The following is a 19094-nucleotide window of genomic DNA, read 5'->3' as shown; positions in this document are numbered from 1 at the left end:
GATCCGTTATCGTCTCCTTTACATTTTGCATCAACCTGATTTGAAGCAGCTGCGTTTAATGCATCCGGTTCATTGATCGTTACCTCAACTGTTGTTGTACAAGCATTACTATCGGTTACAGTAAAAGTATGTACTCCTGCTGTAAGCCCAGATTGAGCAGGAGTTATGTCATAAGGCGCGGTTCCTCCACTTGGCGTGATGGTAACCGATCCGTTATCGTCTCCTTTACATTTTGCATCAACCAGATTTGAAGCAGCTGCGTTTAATGCGGTAGGTTCACTGATTGTTACGTCTATAGTTATAGAAATATTATTACTATCAGTTACTGTAAAAGTATGCAATCCTGCCGCTAAACCTGTTTGTTCCGGTGTAACCGTATACCCGCCAGATCCGCCAGATCCGCCAGATCCTGTTATTAAAACTGATCCTGTGGCATCTCCTTTACATTTTATGTCTACTTTATTACTTGCTATAGCAATCAATGCCATTTCTGGCTCAGTAATAGTAACGGGAACCGTTGTTTCACAATTATTGGCATCTGTTACGGTAAAAGTATGCAGTCCTGCCGGTAAACCTGTTTGAACAGGAGTAATGTTATAAGGCGCAGTTCCTCCGTTTGGAGTAATTACAACGGAACCCGTGGCCTCTCCTTTACGTAATACATTTATTTGACCACTAATAGAGGCAGCCAATTTAGTTGGTTCACTGATTGTAACCGGAACCGTTGTTTCACAATTATTGGCATCAGTTACTGTAAAAGTATACGAGCCTGCCGGTAAAGCTGTTTGAGCAGGAGTAATGTTATAAGGTGCAGTTCCTCCGTTTGGAGTAATTAGAACCGAACCGGTAGCATCATCTTTACATTTTACATCTATTTTATTGCTAGAAGCAGCACTTAGTACTGTTGCTGGTTCTGTTAATGTTATTGATAGTTCTGAAGAATTACACCCTTTTGAATCTGTAACGGTTACTTTATAGGTGCCTGCGACTAAATTTATCTGATTTTTTTCGTTAGAAGCTACACCAGTACCTGACCATAAATAAGTATAAGGAGCAATTCCGCCGGTAACAGTAAGATTTATACTGCCTTCTGCCTTAGTTTTGCACAAAATATTATTTACAGTAGCTGCAATTACCGGTTTGTCGTTTACAGTAATAATGACTTCATTGCTAATGGTTGTTCCACAACTATTAGTAACTTTATAAGTTAATTTTTTATTGTTGTCAGCATATGTTACTGCTGTTCCTGAAGTAAATGCTGTACCATCTAAATACCAGCCTTGATTTGTTATAATTGAACCATTATCGTTTACTGTAGGAGCTGTTACAGTTAATGCATCTCCTATACACAATGCAGCAGGAGTTGTAATGATATCTACTGATGGTTTTGCTATTATCTTAATGGTAGCTGTTGCAATAACATTTCCGCATCCTCCGGTTAAAGGGATACTATAATCAAATTTTCCAGATTCTGTTGGTGTACCGCTAATGGTAAGGGTGTTTGCATTCAAGGAAGCCGTAACTCCTGATGGTAATCCTATTGGTGCTCCAATACCGGTTGCCCCAGTGGTTGTATGGGTAATATTTGTTAATGCAGTATTAACGCATACTTCTGATATCGATGATGCACTGCTAACGGTATTGTTCGGACTAGTTTCAACAGTTACAGGCTGCACAATAGAACAACCTGCTGCCGTTGTGCTTTTAATATAATATTTACCTGCACTTGCAGCTGTTGGAGTTACAAAAGGCAGCGTTGCAGCCTCATCTGTCCAATAAGTCAATACATCTGTAGTAGTGCCTTTGTTTGCAATTGCGGCAGCCGTTAAATCTATAGTAGCCGTAGAACATATCGCGGCTGGTTGATTAATTGTTAGGGTAGGTAAACGGTTTATCTCGACATCATCTGCTGTACTACGATTTCCATTAAAATTAGTTCCGGGAACTCTTTCTCCTGTTGAAAAGCTTATACTTCCAGAACCTGAAATAGGATTATTACTAATAATATTAAGAGAAGGAGTAACTATTGTATAAGGTTCTAAGGGATCAGGATAGGATGCTTGAGCATAGAAATCATTAATACCGTATACAACACTTGTTGGTGAGTATATTTTTCCTTTCAGTAAAATGGTTACGGTTCCATTAACGGGAATATTAAACGTATTAAATACTGATTGATTTTGAAAAGGAGTCTCAATCGGACCTCCCTCAGAACCGGAAGCGTTTCCGGTATAGGACATCGTAGAAAAATAAGAATTGATTCCATAAGGGAACTCGATTAATAAACTGACGCCATCAATTTTAGCAGTGCCTGTATTTGTTATGGTGATTTCGTATGTAACAATTTCATTCAGTTTATTACAAACTGATTTAGTTAACGATTTAACATCAACATTTAAAACAGGTAAACAAGGTGTTCCGGTAACAGTTACAGGTTGAGTTATGGAGCAGCCTTCTGTCGTTGTGCTTTTAATGTAATAGGTTCCTGCGCTTGCCGTTGTTGGGTTTGATAAAGGAATATTGGTGTCAGCATCGCTATAATAACTAAGTTCATCAGTTGAGTTTCCTTTGGTTGTAATGGCTGATGCAGTTAAATCAACTGTGGCAGATGAACATACTGCAGCTGGTTGATGTATTGTTAATGTAGGTAAAGCTTTTATTGTAAAAGTTGCCGGAGTTCTGGTAGAACACAGTATGCCATTATCTACATAATAAGTGGTTTCGCTGGATGTATTTGTATCTGGTAAGCCAGAACCCGCTACCCCAACTGGATCAAAAGTATTTCCCCAGCCAATTGGATCTCCTCCAGTAAGAGAAGTATACCAGTAATTTAAAGTATTTAACAAAAACTGTCCACCTGATGGCGGAGTAATTGTCCAGGTGTAATCTCCTACAAATGATCCCGACCTAAATGCCCAAAAAGTTGATATTAATGTGTATTCAACCCCAGCTTCCAGATTCGCTATTAGTCTTGGCTCTTTTTCGAGACCATCCATATCATCATCTCCAATAATCCATGTTCCTCCTCCCAAACAATTACCAGGTGTAAAATCTCCGCTATAAATATAAGCAGCTCCATCATAAGCATCTGTGTCTGTCATTTTAAGTACATAAGTGCCAGAGAGAGTTACAGTAAATTTAGTTGCTGTATAATTTGTTATACTAGCACTAAATTTACAAGAAGTAGAGTTATTTAATTCTGTATAAATAGTCTTCGCTTTTGGGTCTGTAGCAGAGTTCCAATGACCTGAGAATGTTGTTGTTGGAACCGGAACACTTTCTGATGCCGTTAGCGAACCACTACCACCTTTACAAATACTCACTCCAGTGGTAACAATATTAACCGGTTTCTCTACCTTAACTTCAATATCCAGTAGGCTGCTTTCGCAACCAGACGGATTCGTTTGTTTAATCTTATACTTTGTATTATTTGTTAAGAAAGGAGTTGTATATGTTAAACCTGTACCAAGTAAGGTTTTTCCGGTTGAATCATACCATGAAAAAACAGCACCAGGCATTCCGGAAACTGTGAGATTAGTAGAACTACCGGAACAAGCTGTTTTTTCGATAGAGCCAGTAGTGGTATTCAAAATGCCTCCAATTAATGTAGGAGGATCTATGGTTGCAGTAAAGTTTATGGCATCTAAAAAATTTCCTACGGTTGCATTTCCGGAAGAACTTGAAAGAGCTTCAAAAACAAATCGAGTTTTATTCTGACCAGCAGGTACTTTGTAAATTCCGGTATAGAGTTTCCAGCCGGTTTTGTCTGTAGTGGCAGTTGCTATGACAGTTTGAATGCCGTCAGGAGGACCAGCTTTTAACACCATTGAGTCAATACCATCCCTACCCATATGGGCAAATGAATAAATAAAGTAAGTAGCTATAGACGTGTCATAATCTTGAAATAATCCTGATGCGTAATTAGCATTAAGTTCTACAAACTGGTTTCCAGAATAAGCTTTACGTGAAGTTCCTCCTTCGTATTTCCAAAATTCTATCATGCCATCTGGGGCTGTGGTTTTCCAGCCTAGTACGGAAGGATTGCTATTTTGATTAATGTTTTCTCCGGATCTTGATACAACCGGATATTCGAAATCAGCATTTATTGTATTAACAATGCATTGACTATGTATAGCGGAAGAAAACAATAAAAATACAAGTATTTTAGCTAATTTTAAATTGGTATTTAAATTAGATTTAGACGATAAAAAGATAGATATAAATAAATCAATCAAATAAAATTGAAAGAAAAACAACTTAATAAATCCAGTTTTTTGAGTAGTATTTTTTTGCATAGACGAATTAATATTATAGGATTGATATTAAAAAAGTTCTGCTTTCGCAAAACCGTGTATCTTTTTTATGACTTTTACAAGTCTTGAGTTCCTGTCAAAAAAAGATTTGACAGATTAAAGTTTTTTAAGGGTGCAAAATTCCTCCGTTTAATCAAATAGTCTTGATGGTATCAGGTAAAATAGTATTAGAATAAGCCAAATTGCTAATTATTTTTACAAGCTTATTCTTTAAAAATGAGCAGTTTACCTATTTAACAAACCTTAGAGATAATCGTTAAAAAGCAAACTAAAAAAAATACTATCTTTACCGATCAAACGTTTATGAACTTAAGTTGCTTTTTTTGCAACACTACATATATAATTATGGCATGTACAAGTTGTTCAACCTCAGATGGTGGCGCACCAAAAGGTTGTAAAAATAATGGGACTTGCGGCACCGATAGCTGCAATAAATTGACGGTTTTTGACTGGCTCGCGAACATGAGTCCGTCTAATGGAGAAGCAATTTTTGATTGTGTGGAGGTCCGTTTTAAAAACGGCCGTAAAGAGTTTTTTAGAAATTCAGAGAAATTAACTTTAAGTATTGGTGATATTGTAGCAACTGTTGCATCACCGGGACATGATATTGGGATTGTTACTTTGACAGGCGAATTGGTAAAAATTCAAATGAAGAAAAAAGGTGTCAATCACGAAAGTAATGAAGTGCCTAAAATTTACAGAAAAGCTTCTCAAAAAGACATCGATATCTGGTCTGTAGCACGTGATCGTGAAGAACCAATGAAAGTTCGTGCGCGTGAATTAGCGATTCAGCATAAATTGGAAATGAAAATTTCTGATATTGAATTTCAGGGCGACGGGTCAAAAGCGACTTTTTACTACACCGCAAATGACAGAGTCGATTTTAGACTTTTAATTAAAGACTTTGCTAAAGAATTTAGCACAAGAGTAGAGATGAAACAAGTTGGTTTCCGTCAGGAAGCAGCTCGTTTGGGTGGAATTGGTTCTTGCGGACGTGAACTTTGCTGTTCGACCTGGTTGACAGATTTTAGAAGTGTCAATACATCGGCAGCGCGTTATCAGCAATTATCGCTAAATCCTCAGAAACTTGCCGGACAATGTGGTAAATTAAAGTGTTGCTTGAATTATGAGCTAGACACTTATATGGATGCACTAAAAGATTTTCCGGATTACGATACTAAATTAGTGACCGAAAAAGGAGATGCAGTTTGTCAAAAACAAGATATTTTTAAAGGATTAATGTGGTTTGCTTACACGAATAATTTCGCAAACTGGCATGTTTTGAAAATAGATCAGGTAAAAGAAATTATTGCCGAAAATAAGTTGAAAAACAAAGTTTCTTCATTAGAAGATTTTGCAATTGAAATCACTTCAGAGCCTGAAAAAGACTTCAATAATGCAATGGGTCAGGAGAGCTTAACTCGTTTTGATCAGCCTAAAAGAAAGAAAAAGCCAAGTCGCAAACGCAAACCAAATGCAGAAGCAGCGGTGGTGGCAACTCCAACAAAACCTCAGGCAAATCCGAATCAAAATCAAAATAAACCTGCGGGAGGAAATCCTAATAAAGGAAACAAACCTAACAATAATAAGCAAAATCAAGCGAATAAACCCAAAAATTCGAACGACGATAAACCGGCTGAACCTAGAAAACCTATAATTATTACTAAAAATGAGAATAAAAAATAGCGGAATTCTTCTTTTGGTAGCGATTCTTCTTTTTTCTTGCGACAAAAAAAGAGTCTTCGATCAGTACAAATCTGTTGGAAGTGCATGGCACAAAGACAGTGTTGTAAGCTTCGATCTACCAGTTTTGGATTCTACAAAAAGGTACAATTTATTTGTAAATTTGAGAGACAATAACAATTATCCGTTCAATAATTTGTTTTTAATTGTTGCTATAGAAACGCCAAGTGGTTTCACAAAAGTGGATACTTTAGAATACCAAATGGCAAATCCGGACGGAACTTTGTTAGGAAACGGTTTTACAGATATCAAAGAGAGTAAACTGTTTTATAAAGAAGATGTAAAGTTTAGAGGGAAATACAAAGTACACATCAAACAAGCCGTTAGAGAGTCAGGAAAAATCCCTGGAGTTCAGGCTTTAGAGGGTATTACAGACGTTGGTTTTAGAATAGAACAAAAAGATTAGAAAATAGTTATGGCTGCTAAAAAAAACAATCAATCAAATAGCGTTAAAGATATTAATTACTATAAAAAGAAGTTCTGGAGAGTTTTTGCCTATACTTTATTAGGCATACTGGCTTTCTTTTTATTTGCCTCTTGGGGATTATTCGGTTCAATGCCTTCTTTTGAAGATTTAGAAAATCCGGATTCCAATTTGGCTACCGAAATTATTTCGTCAGATGGAGTAGTTATTGGTAAGTATTTCAAAACAAACAGATCTCAATTAAAGTATTCGGATTTACCAAAAAATCTGGTAGATGCTTTGGTTGCCACCGAAGATGCTCGTTTTTACGAACATTCAGGAATCGACGGACGTGGGACTTTACGTGCTGCTTTTTCTTTGGGAACCAATGGAGGAGCCAGTACTTTAACACAGCAGTTGGCAAAACAATTGTTTCATCGTGGAGGATCTAGCTTTTTACCTTTTAGAATAGTTCAAAAGATAAAAGAATGGATTATTGCCATTCGTCTGGAAAGACAATATACAAAAAATGAGATTTTAGCAATGTACTGCAACGTTTATGATTTCGGAAATTACGCTGTTGGAGTAAGTTCTGCAGCTCAAACTTATTTTTCCAAAGAACCTAAAGATTTAACTATAGACGAATCGGCAATATTGGTTGGAATGTTTAATAACTCCTCTCTTTATAATCCGTTACGCAACCCTGAAGGTGTTAAAAACCGTCGTGATGTGGTACTGGGTCAAATGGTAAAAGCTAAGATGATTACTGAGTCTCAAAGAGAGAAGTACAAAGCAATGCCAGTTGCTTTAAAATTCAAATTAGAAAGTCACCGCGAAGGAACAGCTACTTATTTCAGAGAATATCTTCGTGATTACATGAAGAAATGGGTTTCTGAAAACAAAAAACCAGACGGTTCAGATTATGATATCTACAAAGATGGATTGAAGATTTACACCACAATCGATTCAAGAATGCAATTGCATGCTGAAGAAGCGGTTTCTGAACACATGAAAAATCTACAACAACAATTTTTCATTGAACAAAAAAACAATAAAAACGCACCATTCGTAAATATCACGCAGGCAGAAACAGATAAGCTTATGATGCAAGCCATGAAAAACTCAACACGTTGGGCAATCATGAAAGATCTGGATAAAAGCGAAGATGATATCATTGCTTCATTCAAAGTAAAAACGAAAATGCGCATATTTACTTGGAAAGGCGAACGTGATACAACAATGACTCCAATGGATTCTATCCGTTATTTCAAACACTTCTTACAATCAGGTTTAATGGCAATGGAGCCTCAAACCGGAAACATCAAAGCGTGGGTTGGAGGAATTAATTACAAATATTTTCAATACGATCACGTTGGACAAGGAGCAAGACAAGTAGGATCTACATTTAAACCATTCGTTTATGCAACTGCAATAGAACAATTGAATATGTCTCCTTGTGATTCTATTCTTGATGGACCATTTATGATTCACAAAGGGCGTCATAATGTTACTGCAGATTGGGAACCAAGAAACTCTGACAACAGATACCGTGGAATGGTGACTTTGAAACAAGGTCTGGCGAATTCGATCAATACAGTTTCGGCAAAATTAATTGACCGTGTTGGTCCGGAAGCCGTTGTAGAGTTAACGCATAAATTAGGGGTTAAAACCGAAATTCCTGCGCAGCCATCTATCGCTTTAGGAGCTGTTGATATTACGGTTGAAGATATGGTCGCAGCATATAGCACATTTGCTAATCAGGGAGTGTATGTAAAACCACAATTTTTAAGCCGAATAGAAAACAAAAGCGGAGAGGTTATTTACGAGCCAATCCCGGAATCTCATGATGTTTTAAATAAAGACATTGCTTTTGCAGTAATCAAATTATTAGAAGGAGTTACTGAAACCGGTTCTGGTGCACGTTTACGTACAGAAGGAGGAGGAAGTGGCGATAACCGATGGACAGGATATCCATATGTATTTAGAAATCCAATTGCAGGAAAAACAGGAACAACACAAAACCAGTCTGACGGTTGGTTTATGGGAATGGTTCCGAATTTAGTAACAGGTGTTTGGGTTGGTTGTGAAGACCGTTCAGCACGTTTCAAAAGTTTGACTTACGGACAAGGAGCTACGGCAGCATTACCAATCTGGGGTTTTTTCATGAAACTTTGTTATGCAGATCCAGGACTTCAGGTTTCTAAAGCAGAATTTGAAAGACCTGCAAACCTTTCTATAAAAGTAGATTGTTACAGCAGACCCGCAGTTGTGAAAGATACAACTCAAACAGAACAAAATACTGACGAATTCGAATTATAGTTCAAAGTTCATCCATATATAAAATTATCCTTTTGTAATCTTCTGAAATCAGTTGAAGCAAAAGGATTTTTTTTGGAATAAGCATAGGAAGATTTTACCGCGAAGAGCGCAAAGTTTCGCCAAGCATATTTATAAAGCTTTGCGAACTTTGCGGTTCTGCCCTTGCGAGCTCTGCGGTTAATGTTAGTTCCTATTGGGAGATTTATTTTTACGAAATCGTTATAATTCAATCTAAAAATCTTATTTTTATCAAAAATATACAGTAATAAAGACAGTTTGTTATGATTACAAAAAAAGTAAACAACGTTCAGGACGCAATTGAAGGAATCAAAAGCGGAATGACCATCATGTTTGGAGGTTTCGGTTTATGCGGAATTCCGGAGAATACTATTGCAGCATTAGTAAATACTTCAATTTCAGATTTAACTTGTATTTCGAATAATGCAGGAGTTGATGATTTTGGTTTAGGATTGCTATTGCAAAAGAAGCAAGTCAAAAAAATGATTTCTTCTTATGTGGGTGAAAATGCCGAATTCGAGCGTCAGATGCTTTCAGGAGAATTGGAAGTTGAATTAACGCCACAAGGAACTTTAGCAGAACGTTGTCGCGCAGCACAAGCTGGAATTCCAGCTTTCTTCACTCCGGCAGGTTACGGAACTGAAGTTGCAGAAGGAAAAGAAGTTCGCAAATTCAATGGAAAGATGCACATCATGGAAGAGGCTTTTAAAGCCGAATTTGCGATTGTAAAAGCATGGAAAGGTGATGAGGCAGGAAATTTGATTTTTAAGGGCACAGCAAGGAATTTTAATGCCTGTATGGCTGGTGCAGCAAAAATCACCATTGCCGAAGTTGAAGAACTCGTTCCGGTTGGAACATTAGATCCAAATCAAATTCATATTCCGGGAATTATGGTGCAGCGTATCTTTCAGGGAGAAAAATTTGAAAAGAGAATCGAACAACGAACAGTGAGACAGAGAGCTTAATTAGATAATTGAGCTAATTTGTTAATTAGATAATTCTTTTGGATTGTGATAATAATTAGATAATGTGGCAATTTGATAATTAGACAATTGTTTATATTGTACGCCGCATAATATTATCTTATTAGTTGGTGTTTTTGATGAATTCGCTGATTAAATTAAAAACGCAACAATGATGCGTTAACAATTTATTCATAAGGCTAAAGTGGTTAAATTTAATATATTAAGTTTCTTTATGTAAAGTAAGTTATTAGGTAGGTGTCAATGTGATTAAGAGATACTTTTTTAAGAATAATTTATTTAGGTATAATTTGATAATTAAGTAATTACAATATATTACATAAAGTAAAACATTATCAAATTTTCTAATTGACACATTTTCTAATTAAAAAAGAACCGTAAATAAAATGAATAGATACACTTTAATCCTGTTTTCGTTTTTGTCTTTTCAGGCTTTCGCACAAACCACAAATGAACTTCGGCAACAATTAAATCAGATCATTTCAAGTAAGAATGCAACAGTTGGAGTTTCTATAAAAGGTATCGAAGATAAAGACACCTTAAGCATAAATGGAAATCTGAAAGCTCCGTTGATGAGTGTTTTTAAATTTCATATTGCTTTGACGGTTTTAAATAAAGTCGATGAGGGGAAGCTTTCATTGACACAGGAAATTTTCATTAAAAAGAAAGATTTACATGAAGATACCTGGAGTCCAATGGAAAAAGATTATCCAGAGGGAAATATGAATTTGACATTAGATAAATTGTTGCGATACACCGTTTCACATAGTGATAATAACGGATGTGATATTTTGATTGATTTAGTTGGAGGCACAAAAGAAGTTCAGAAATTTATCAATAAACAAGGGATTAAAGACTTCGTTATTAAAGTAAACGAAGAACAAATGAAAAACTGGAAAAATCTATATGTCAATACAACAACACCATTGGCAGCAACAGCGTTACTTGAAAAGTTCTATAAAGGAGAAATTCTAAAAGAATCGACAACAAAGTATTTGTATCAAATAATGGTTGAAACTTCAAGAGGACTGACCTGGATGAAAGCCGGACTTCCTGAAAATACTGAATTGGCACACAGAACCGGGATTTCGGGAACAAATGATGCTAATTTGAGAGTTGCAATGAACGATATTGGAATTGTAAAACTCCCAAACGGAAAGCATTTTATTATATCCGTATTTTTAAAAAATATAACAGAAACTCAAGAAGACACAGAGAAAATAATTGCCGATATAACAAGAACAACGTGGAATTATTTCACGAAAAAATAATTAGATAATTAGTCAATTTGATAATTAGATAATTGATATAGATTGCGTAAAGTGATTCATTATCTAATTATCAAATTGACTAATTTGCACATTAATAAATTGACACATTAGAAATATGTTAACAAAAGAAGATATTGCAAAACGAATTGCAAAAGAAGTAAAAGATCGATATTTTGTGAATCTTGGAATCGGGATTCCGACTCTAGTGGCAAATTATGTCAGAGAAGATATTGCAGTGGAATTTCAAAGCGAAAATGGCGTTCTTGGTATGGGACCATTTCCTTTTGCAGGAGAAGAAGACGCTGATATTATCAACGCAGGAAAACAAACCATTACGACATTACCGGGAGCGAGTTTCTTTGATTCGGCTTTTAGTTTCGGAATGATCCGCAGTCAAAAAGTTGATTTAACGATTTTAGGTGCGATGGAAGTTTCAGAAAACGGTGATATTGCCAATTGGAAGATTCCGGGTAAAATGGTAAAAGGAATGGGAGGCGCAATGGATTTAGTGGCTTCCGCCGAAAATATCATCGTTGCCATGATGCATGTGAATAAAGCAGGAGAATCAAAAATACTAAAAAAATGTACTTTGCCATTAACGGGCGTAGGGTGCGTAAAAAAGGTTGTAACGGAGCTTGCAGTTCTCGAAGTGACTAAAAAGGGTTTTAAACTCTTAGAACGCGCGCCAGGTATTTCTGTTGAACATATCATTGCTTCTACAGAAGCTGAATTAATAATTGAAGGAGATATTCCGGAAATGGATATAAAATAAATTCTTACTTTTTAGTTTTGAAATCTATGAAGGCTGGCTCTTAAAAGGCTAGCCTTTTTTTGTAAGAATAATTTAAGAATTTAGAAAACTCTTTTTTCCAGTAAAATTGGCATCTCAGCAGTTTTTTACTATTTAATATCGTATAAATCAATGGAATGATTAATTTTTGACCCTTCTTTTTGTGAAATCCTCACAGTTTGTTAAATAAATGTGAATTTTAAGTAAAAAATGTTGCATTTTATCGATTAAAGGTAAATTTAATCGATTATCTAACATAAATAAAATACTTTTATCCCAAAATAAAGTATTTACTTACATTAAATATTTTATTTATAAACCATTTAACCAAACTTAAATACCACATTTATTATGGAAAGAAAACTACCAAAAATTATGGCAGGAACCGTTGTTATTCTTACATTTTCGCTATCCGGATTTGCACAGACTACCGACAAAAGAGTAGCTCAAAAAAGTATCTCGGAAAATGGCCAGCCGAGTTTAATCACATTTAGTGAAAAATCCACTTACAAGGAAACAGATTATAATACTGTTTTTAAAGAACAATTGGGTTTAAAAGCAAATCAGTCTTTTTCGAAGATTAAAAAAGAATCAGACAAAGAAGGTTTTACGCATGAAAAGTTTCAATTGTATGAACAAGGAGTCAAAGTTGAATTTGCCAATTACACCATACATTCCAAAGGCGGAAAAGTAGTTTCGATGAATGGAGAGTTTTATGCTATCGAAAATGCTAAAACAGCTCCTAAATTATCAAGTCAGGCCGCTTTTGACAGAGCAGTTGCTCATATAGGAGCAAAACAGTATTTATGGGAGACTCCTGCAGATGCTGCCGCAATGGATTACCAAAAACCAAAAGGAGAACTTGTTTTGCTTCCTGCAATGGACGAACAAGGAAAAGAAAGAAAAAGTGATAAAGTACGTTTAGCCTATAAGTTTGATATATACGCTACAAAACCGTTGAGTCGTGGTGATCTTTATATCGATGCACAAACAGGAGAAGCGCTGTTTTATAATGCAACAATAAAACATCTTAACGAAAATAGTCATGGCAGATTAATTTCGGCTGCAGCCAAAGTGCAAAACAATGCTCCAACTTCAAAAGTAGCAATTGTTGCCGCAAATGCAGCGACGCGTTATAGCGGAACTCAAACTATTCAGACAACATTAAGCGGATCTTCGTATATTTTATCTGATGGTACCCGTGGAAACGGAGTTCAGACTTACAACTCTGCAAAAACAGCAACTTATCCAACAACAAATTTTACTGATGCTGATAATAACTGGACAGCGGCCGAGTATAATAATACCAACAAAGACAATGGAGCACTTGATGCACATTGGGGAGCCGAAATGACGTATGATTATTGGTCAGCCGTACACGGAAGAAATAGTTATGACAATGCCGGAGCAAAAATCAAAAGTTATGTTCACTATAATTTAGTTGCGGCAGGATATCCGGATAATAATAATGCATTCTGGAACGGAAGTGTTATGACTTATGGCGATGGAACCGGAACTGGAGGGTTTGATATCTTAACAGCAATGGATGTTGCAGGGCACGAAATTGGTCATGCTGTTTGTACTTATACTGCAAATTTGGCTTATCAAAAAGAGTCCGGAGCGATGAACGAAGCTTTCTCTGATATTTGGGGCGCTTGTATTGAATATCGTGCTGCACCAACAAAATCGACTTGGTTAGTAGGTGAAGATATCGAAAGAAGAAGCGGACATCTTGCTTTGCGTTCGATGAGCGATCCAAATTCTGAAGGACAACCGGATACTTACGGCGGAACTTATTGGGTTAATGTAAATTGTACACCAACAAATAATAATGACCAATGTGGAGTTCATACCAACTCAGGTGTATTAAATCACTGGTTTTATATCTTGTCTGTAGGTAAAACAGGAACAAATGATATTGGAAACGCTTACAACGTAACCGGAATCACGATTGATAAGGCAGCACTGATTGCTTTTCGTTTAGAAGATGTGTATTTAACATCTAACTCTACTTATGCAAATGCAAGAACTTCTGGAATACAATCAGCTATTGACTTGTATGGGGCAGGTTCTGCCGAAGTTATTGCAACAACAAATGCATTTTACGCTGTAGGTATTGGTGCTGCATATTCAGGATCGACAGATACAGTTGCTCCAAGCGCTCCAACTAATCTTGCTGCTGCGGGAACAACGGGAACAACAACTAATTTAACATGGACAGCATCTACAGATAATGTAGCCGTAACAGGATATGATATTTATCAAGGAACAACTCTCAAAGGTTCTTCTACAACAACGAGTTATACTGTAACTGGATTAACAGCTTTAACCGCTTATACTTTTACTGTAAAAGCTAAAGATGCTGCAGGAAATGTTTCAACAGAGAGTAATGCTGTAAATGTTACTACAACTGCTGCTTCAGTAACGTATTGTACTTCGAAAGGGAATAGCGCAACGGATGAAAGAATTGGGAAAGTTGTTTTTGGAACAATTAGTAAAACTTCTACAGCAACAACCGGGTATGAAGATTTTACGGCTACTTCTACAAATGCAACAAGAGGAACTGCTTATACGATAACAATTACACCAACATGGACTTCATCTGTTTATAGCGAAGGATATGCTGTTTTTATTGACTATAACCAAGATGGCGATTTTGCAGATTCAGGCGAAACAGTTTGGACAAAATCTGCATCTACAACAACTCCGGTAACAGGAACAATCACAATTCCGGCAACGGCAGCTCTTGGAACTACCAGAGTTAGAGTTTCTATGAAATACAACGGAATCCCAACATCTTGTGAGACTTTCTCTTACGGACAAGTAGAAGATTATTCTATTAACATAGCTGCTTCAGGAGGAATTACAACTCCGGAAATCACTGCAGGATTAGTTGAAACAGTTGAAACTTCAAGTTTTGCTTTGTATCCAAATCCGGTTGAAGGCGAATTGAACGTTTCATTTGCAAACAGTGATGGATATTCGTTTAGAATTATAAACACCTTAGGTCAGCAACTTTGCGTAGGCCAACTTTCTGGAAATCTTGTTGATGTAAGCAATTTGAGCACCGGAATTTATATCATCGAATTAACTAAAGGCGACAAAAAAATCGTGAAGAAATTCGTGAAGAAATAGTTTTCAGTTGCAGTTTTCAGTTTGATCTTGAAAACCAGAACTGAAATCTTAAATTGAATTAGTAAAATGAAAAGCCTCGCAATATGCGAGGCTTTTTTTGTGAAGATTTACGAGAAGTTCTAGTTGTCTGGCTGAGCGGAGTCGAAGCCTGTCACGTTTCATAAGCCTTCGACTTCGCTCAGGATGACAATCGTTTAACCAAAAAACTTAAATTTACTTATATAACTTATATGGTTTAAAATGAACTCTGCGAAAAACTTTGTGCACTTTGCGGTTAAATTTCTACAAACTAAAACTCATACGACCAAAATAATAAGCCCCTGTAGTTCCCATTTGCACCGGCGCATATTTAAACACTCCGTAATAACTGTTTTCATAAATTTGTTTGTCCGGGAAAATGTCAAATAAGTTGTTTGCTCCCAAAGCAATCTGAATTTTTGGAGTTATTTTGTATGCAACAGTCAAATCTGTAACCACTTTTCCGTTGTGTTTCTGGATTCCTCCAAAAGGGAAACCATCACGAATTACTTCTCCAAAATAAGTATTTCTCAATAAGAAATTCCATTTTGTCAAACTATAGTTTACAGCAAAAGTTCCTTTGTGTTTAGGAGTATTTGTTTCGATTAGACTTCTTTCCTGAGGACCATAATAAACATCTTCCTGACCAATAAACAATGGCGGAATATTATTCAATTGATCATCAACCTTGTTGTCGTTGTAATTATACAATAATGACAGATTCATTTTTCCCTGACCAACGTTCATATCATAATCAATAACAACATCAATACCATTTGTAGTAGTATTGATCGCATTAGTAAAGAAACGACCCGTTTGAGCACCGTATTGAGCAAATAAATCACGAAGCGCCGGAACGGGTTCTCCATAAGCATCATTTCCTAAATTTCCGGTTAGGATAATTCTATTGTCAATTCTAATATGATAGTAATCAGCTGTAATATGTAGTTTTTTCGTTGGAGAATAAACAATACCAAAACTGTAGTTTCTGGAAGTTTCCTCTTTTAATTTTGGAATTCCAAGTTCTTTTGCTACTTGACTGTCATTTCTAAAAATACCAGAATTTAAAAGTTGCCCGTCAACAACATCGGTTGCAATATTATTGAAGAATTGCTGGTGTAATGAAGGTGCTCTAAAACCTGTGCTAATTGCTCCACGAACAAAAAGGTTGTCTAAGATTTTATATCTCAAAGATAATTTTCCGTTAATGGTGTTTCCAAAATCAGTGAAATCCTCGTAACGACCGGCAACTCCAATTAATAATTTCTCCGTAACATCAGCTTCAACATCTGCATAAACGCCAACACTATTTCTGTTTTCATTTACAGCATTCAAAGGAGAAAATCCTGGAAACGATTGTGCTCCGCCGTCAACATAAGAAGCTTCTTCACCAGGAACAATTTTGTATTTTTCGAAGCGATATTCACCTCCAAAAGCAACATTCAAACCATTAAAAACATCTTTGTATAATCTTGAAATATCAGCATTTACTGTGTTTTGCAGGAAAGAGTGATTTCCGGCCTTGAAATCGGTTGGGCTATTATCGCCTAAAGAAACATTGTTTGTGTTTGAAACTTCATAGATAAATTTGTTTTCTCCGATAGTATTACTCACATCCAGTTTCCATTCGCCAAACTTAAATTTAAAACCAACAGAAGAAGAAAGATCTGTCACAACAGAATTTAGTTCCGGTTGAAATCCAAAAGGAAAAATAGAAGCTACAACATTCTCCGTTTCGCTTGGTAAACGTCTAAAACCGTAACCGGTTCCGTTTCTGTGGCTCACACCTCCAAATGCATAAAACTCAATTTGGTCGTTTAATGGAATAGAAGTATTAAAGAATCCCTGAATGTTTTTGATTTTAGCATCTCCAATTTGAAAATTGAAATCGTCACGTTTTAATCCGTTTTGTGCTAATAAATTATCATCAATTTGACGGGATTGCGCCGGATTATCGGCAAAATCATAAGCAAAGAAATTGCCTTCTGCAGACTGATCAAAGATAATCAGGTTGTTATTTTGTGAACGATTGGTCTTTTCACGGTTATTGAATTCACCTGTTAAGTTGATGAAACCGCCTTTGTTGCCAATTTTTGCCCCATAGTTTAAGTTCACATTTGTAGTTTGCCCATCATCTCGGGATGTTGAACCATAAGTTGCATTTACTTCAAGACCTGCATTGTCTTTTAAAACCAAATTGATTACACCCGCAATCGCATCAGAACCATATTGTGCTGCTGCACCATCGCGCAAAACCTCAATTCGTTTGATCGACGAAGCCGGAATTGCACTTAAATCTGTACCAACAGAACCGTTTCCAACTGTATTTTGATAATTTACCAATGACGTTGTATGTCTTCTTTTTCCATTTACCAAAACCAAAACCTGATCAGGACCTAAACCTCTCAAAGAAGCCGGATCGATATGTTCTGTTCCGTCAGATGAAGATTGCCTGTTGGAGTTAAAAGACGGAATCATATATGTTAAGATATCATTTGTCGTAGTCTGCGGCGTTATATTTCTGATTTTTGCCAAGTTTACCACATCAACAGGAACAGCAGTTTCAAGTTTACTTTTCTTGGGATTTCTGCTTCCAACAACCACAATTTCGTCAAGACTATTGTTTTCCAGAGCCAATTGAATATCTACAAAATGATCTTTTGCCACGACTTCTTTTGTTTGATAGCCAAATAGCGATATGACAAGTGTAGGGTTATTTGTTGTAGAATTTAAAGTAAATTTCCCTAAAGCATTACTAATAGCATTAATCTGAGTTCCCTTGATAAGAACGGTAGCAAACTCTAACGGATTCCCGCTTTCATTTGTAATTGTTCCTTTTATTTCGTGGTTTTGTGCATAAAACAAAGTACTTGACAAAGTAATAATTGCTGTTATTACGATTTTTAGTTTTTTTCTCATTGATAAAATTTGGTTTTGGATGATATTATAATATTCTTCGATCTAAATAGTGAAAAGAGGTATTTGTCTACTAATTAGATGGGTTTAAGAATAAAATGCAAATGTAATTGTAAATAATCAAAATCGATTTATAAAATCTTGTTTTTTCTAAGTTCATGGTGTCAATTTTTAAGTTTAATGAAATATCTTTGCGTAAAATTTAAAAAGATAAAAAATGAAATTACGATTATTACTTTTTTTGTGTGCTATTACATTCAATGGATTTTCGCAAAATAACGTATTGGTTTTTCAATCAGATTTTGGTTTGAAAGATGGGGCAGTATCTGCTATGAAAGGAGTTGCGATGGGAGTTTCAACCGATTTGAAAATATTTGATGTAACACATGAAATCCCGGCATTTAATATTTGGGAAGCAGCATACCGTTTGTCGCAAACGGCTCAATACTATCCTGCGGGAACTGTTTTTGTTTCGGTTTGTGATCCGGGAGTTGGAACTTCAAGACATTCAGTTGTTTTATTGACTAAATCTGGACATTATTTTGTGACTCCGGATAATGGAACTTTAACTTTAATCGCAGAACAATTAGGGATTCAGGAAGTTCGTGAAATTGATGAAGTAAAAAACCGTCGCCAGAATTCAAATGAATCTTATACGTTTCACGGTCGTGATGTTTATGCTTTTACAGGAGCTCGTTTAGCGTCAAAAACAATTACTTTTGAAGAAGTTGGGCCAAAATTGCCAAATGAAGTAGTGAAAATTGAATACCAAAAACCGGTTTTCGAAAAAGGAATCATCAAAGGTGGAATTCCAATTTTAGACATTCAATACGGAAATGTCTGGACAAACGTTGACAAAAAGACATTCGCTAATCTAGATTTGAAAGCGGGAGATGTGGTTAAAATCCAAATTTTCAATGGAGCCAAAAAAGTATATGACGGAAAATTAAAATTTGTACACACTTTTGGAGAAGTTCCGGTTGGTACTGATGTTTGCTACTTTAACAGCCTTTTGAATTTTTCATTGGCAGTAAATCAGGGAAGTTTCTCTGAAAAGTATAAAGTTTACAGCGGAGCAAATTGGAGTATTTTGTTAAGCAAGTAGTTTTTCTCTGTGTATAGAAAATAAAAAAACCGCCCAATCAGGCGGTTTTTATTATTTATAGTGCTTTGCGTCTCTGCGAT

10 protein-coding genes are annotated in these 19094 nt (G+C 36.0%); 8 read left to right on the top strand and 2 right to left on the bottom strand.

Going from position 1 to position 19094, the window contains the following annotated elements; genetic code table 11:
- A partial coding sequence (locus CHB81_RS20970) for a SprB repeat-containing protein (protein WP_217899736.1) occupies positions 1 to 4148 on the bottom strand: 4148 nt, incomplete at its 3' end.
- A gap of 510 nt (positions 4149 to 4658) precedes the next feature.
- On the opposite strand from CHB81_RS20970, the gene CHB81_RS20965 reads away from it, so the two are divergent.
- From CHB81_RS20965 to CHB81_RS20935, 7 genes are all read left to right on the top strand, one after another.
- Positions 4659 to 5999: a regulatory iron-sulfur-containing complex subunit RicT gene (locus tag CHB81_RS20965; RefSeq protein WP_089353789.1), complete on the top strand. Its 1341-nt coding sequence runs from the start codon at positions 4659 to 4661 to the stop codon at positions 5997 to 5999.
- Positions 5983 to 6462, top strand: coding sequence for a gliding motility lipoprotein GldH (locus CHB81_RS20960; RefSeq protein WP_089353788.1), 480 nt, complete (start codon positions 5983 to 5985; stop codon positions 6460 to 6462). Before CHB81_RS20965 ends, CHB81_RS20960 begins: the two co-directional genes overlap by 17 nt.
- 9 nt (positions 6463 to 6471) lie before the next feature.
- Positions 6472 to 8778: a penicillin-binding protein 1A gene (locus CHB81_RS20955; RefSeq protein ID WP_089353787.1), complete on the top strand. Its 2307-nt coding sequence runs from the start codon at positions 6472 to 6474 to the stop codon at positions 8776 to 8778.
- Between the two features lie 281 nt (positions 8779 to 9059).
- The gene (locus tag CHB81_RS20950) at positions 9060 to 9761 is read left to right on the top strand and encodes a CoA transferase subunit A (protein WP_089353786.1); all 702 of its coding nucleotides are present in this window, start codon (positions 9060 to 9062) and stop codon (positions 9759 to 9761) included.
- 404 nt (positions 9762 to 10165) lie between these two features.
- Positions 10166 to 11050, top strand: a complete 885-nt coding sequence (bla, locus tag CHB81_RS20945; protein WP_089353785.1) for a class A beta-lactamase, subclass A2 — start codon at positions 10166 to 10168, stop codon at positions 11048 to 11050.
- A gap of 115 nt (positions 11051 to 11165) precedes the next feature.
- On the top strand, positions 11166 to 11822 hold the full coding sequence (locus CHB81_RS20940; RefSeq protein ID WP_089353784.1) for a 3-oxoacid CoA-transferase subunit B: 657 nt from the start codon (positions 11166 to 11168) through the stop codon (positions 11820 to 11822).
- 369 nt (positions 11823 to 12191) lie between these two features.
- Entirely contained in the window at positions 12192 to 14975 is a 2784-nt protein-coding gene (locus CHB81_RS20935; protein WP_089353783.1) for a M4 family metallopeptidase, read from the top strand.
- A gap of 282 nt (positions 14976 to 15257) precedes the next feature.
- Here CHB81_RS20935 and CHB81_RS20930 read toward each other — a convergent pair whose 3' ends face one another.
- A complete protein-coding gene (locus tag CHB81_RS20930; RefSeq protein WP_089353782.1) occupies positions 15258 to 17912 on the bottom strand; it encodes a TonB-dependent receptor in 2655 nt (884 codons plus the stop codon).
- 214 nt (positions 17913 to 18126) lie between these two features.
- On the opposite strand from CHB81_RS20930, the gene CHB81_RS20925 reads away from it, so the two are divergent.
- Positions 18127 to 19014: an S-adenosyl-l-methionine hydroxide adenosyltransferase family protein gene (locus tag CHB81_RS20925; RefSeq protein ID WP_089353781.1), complete on the top strand. Its 888-nt coding sequence runs from the start codon at positions 18127 to 18129 to the stop codon at positions 19012 to 19014.
- Positions 19015 to 19094 lie beyond the last annotated feature (80 nt).

This window comes from Flavobacterium sp. ov086, assembly GCF_900187965.1.
GTDB lineage: Bacteria > Bacteroidota > Bacteroidia > Flavobacteriales > Flavobacteriaceae > Flavobacterium.
Note: the sequence above shows the minus strand (reverse complement) of the source record. Positions and strands in the feature narration are given on the sequence as shown.

Coding starts and splice junctions, on each gene's coding strand:
- CHB81_RS20940 (WP_089353784.1), top strand. CDS start 11,166: ATGTTAACAAAAGAAGATATTGCAAAACGAATTGCAAAAGAAGTAAAA.
- CHB81_RS20930 (WP_089353782.1), bottom strand. CDS start 17,912: ATGAGAAAAAAACTAAAAATCGTAATAACAGCAATTATTACTTTGTCA.
- CHB81_RS20955 (WP_089353787.1), top strand. CDS start 6,472: ATGGCTGCTAAAAAAAACAATCAATCAAATAGCGTTAAAGATATTAAT.
- CHB81_RS20960 (WP_089353788.1), top strand. CDS start 5,983: ATGAGAATAAAAAATAGCGGAATTCTTCTTTTGGTAGCGATTCTTCTT.
- CHB81_RS20965 (WP_089353789.1), top strand. CDS start 4,659: ATGGCATGTACAAGTTGTTCAACCTCAGATGGTGGCGCACCAAAAGGT.
- CHB81_RS20925 (WP_089353781.1), top strand. CDS start 18,127: ATGAAATTACGATTATTACTTTTTTTGTGTGCTATTACATTCAATGGA.
- CHB81_RS20935 (WP_089353783.1), top strand. CDS start 12,192: ATGGAAAGAAAACTACCAAAAATTATGGCAGGAACCGTTGTTATTCTT.
- bla (WP_089353785.1), top strand. CDS start 10,166: ATGAATAGATACACTTTAATCCTGTTTTCGTTTTTGTCTTTTCAGGCT.
- CHB81_RS20950 (WP_089353786.1), top strand. CDS start 9,060: ATGATTACAAAAAAAGTAAACAACGTTCAGGACGCAATTGAAGGAATC.